Below are 1,945 nucleotides of genomic sequence, written 5' to 3'. Positions count from 1 at the left end.
CGTGGTGAGCGGTCTGGCCTTCCACGACCCGGTGCTTCCCGCCGTCTCGACGGTGACGGGCGAGGCCGTGACGCCCGGTCAGTGGTCGGACCCGGAGTACTGGGTCGACCAGGTCCGCCGCCCGGTCCGCTTCGCCGACGCGGCCGTCGCTCTGGGCGCGGCCGCCGTCCTCGAACTCGGTCCGGACAGCGTGCTCACCTCGCTCGTCGTGGACGCGAACCCCGACACGACGACGGCTGTCGCCGCGCTGCGCCGCGACCGCGACGAGGCCACCACCCTGCTCACCTCGCTCGCCGAACTGCACGCGGCCGGCCTCACGGTCGACTGGAAGGCCGTGCTCGGCGGTGGGTCGCGTCTGGACCTGCCCGGCTACGCCTTCGACCACCGGCACTTCTGGCCCCGCCGCCGGACCCCGCAGACGGCCGATGCCGCGGGCCTCGGTCTGACCGACACCGGCCACCCGCTGCTCGGAGCGACGATCGCGCTCCCGGACGCGCCGGAGACCGTGCTCACCGGACGTCTGTCGCTCGCGACCCACCCGTGGCTGGCCGACCACTCGGTCTTCGGCACCACGGTCGTGCCGGGCACGGCCCTGGTCGAGATGGCGCTCGCCGGCGGTGTCCGGGCCGGGGTGCCGGTCCTGGACGAACTGCTGCTCCAGGCCCCGCTGACGCTGTCCGCCTCCGGCGGTGCGCAGATCCGCACGACGATCGGTGCACCGGACGCCGACGGACGGCGCCCGGTCGCGGTCCACGCCCGGAGTGACGACGAGGCTTCCTGGGAGCTGCACGCGACCGGCGTTCTCTCCTCGGACCCCGCCGAAGCTGCCCATGACGCCCATGACGGCGGTGACACGGATCTGGTCGTGTGGCCGCCGACCGGCGCGGAGGAGCTCGAACTGGGCGGCCTGTACGAGGCGTTCGCCGACGCGGGTCTGTCCTACGGCCCCGCGTTCCGGGGTCTCCGCCGGGCCTGGCGGGCCGGCGGGACGGTGTTCGCGGAGGTTGCGGTCGACCAGCCGACCGACGGGTACGGCATGCACCCGGCACTGTTCGACGCGGCGTTGCACGCGATCGGCGTGGGCGGAGCCCTGCTGCCGTCGGCCGACGGTGCGCAGTTGCCCTTCGCCTTCTCGGGCGTGCGAGTCCTGGGAACGGCCGCCGACACACTGCGGGTCCGGCTCACGGCCGGGAGCTCCGCCGAGTCGGTGCGGCTGCTGTTCGCCGACGGGACGGGTCTGCCGGTCGGCCGGGTCGAGGCGCTGACGCTGCGTCCGGTGACGGCCGGGCAGCTGGCGCGTGGTGCGGCGGACCGTGTGCTGTTCGGGGTGGAGTGGGCCGCGCAGGAGGTGGCGGGTGAGGTGCCGGGTGCGGTGATCCGTCTCGGTGACGCGTTGCCGTCGCCGGTGCCGGTGCTGTTGGTGGATGCGACGGCGGCGGGTGCGGCCCGGGAGCGGGCGGCCCGGTTGCTGGTGCTGCTCCAGTCGTGGCTGGCCGACGGGGCGTGGTCGGATTCGCGCCTGGTGGTGCGGACGTTCGGTGCGGAAGGTACGGAGATCACCGACGCCGATGGCGCCGCGTTGTGGGGTCTGGTGCGGTCGGCGCAGGCTGAGCATCCGGGCCGGCTCCATCTGGTGGACGCGGCTGAGGACGTGTTCTATCCGCTGCCGCAGGCCGTCGTTCGTGAGGGCGTGGTCACTGTGCCGCGTCTGGTGCGCCTGTCGGGTTCCGCTTCCGCTCCGGTGGAGTTCGGTGACGGCACGGTCGTGGTGACCGGTGCGACCGGCACGCTCGGTGGCCTGGTGGCCCGGCATCTGGTCGAGACGCACGGTGTCCGTGACCTGCTGTTGCTGTCCCGCTCCGGTGGGGATGCCGGACTCGTCGAGGAGCTCGCTTCGGCGAAGGTGCGGGCGGTGGCCTGTGACGTGGCGGACGCGGAAGCGGTG

General features: G+C 73.9%; 1 protein-coding gene. It reads left to right on the top strand.

All coding sequences use genetic code 11. The features are described 5' to 3' along the window. On the top strand, window positions 1-1,945 hold a 1,945-nt coding region (locus tag PUR56_RS08765), incomplete at both ends, for a polyketide synthase dehydratase domain-containing protein (protein ID WP_329948460.1).

The sequence above is a fragment of the Streptomyces sp. BE303 genome (assembly GCF_036290945.1).
GTDB lineage: Bacteria > Actinomycetota > Actinomycetes > Streptomycetales > Streptomycetaceae > Kitasatospora.
This window is presented reverse-complemented; position numbering and strand designations above follow the sequence as displayed.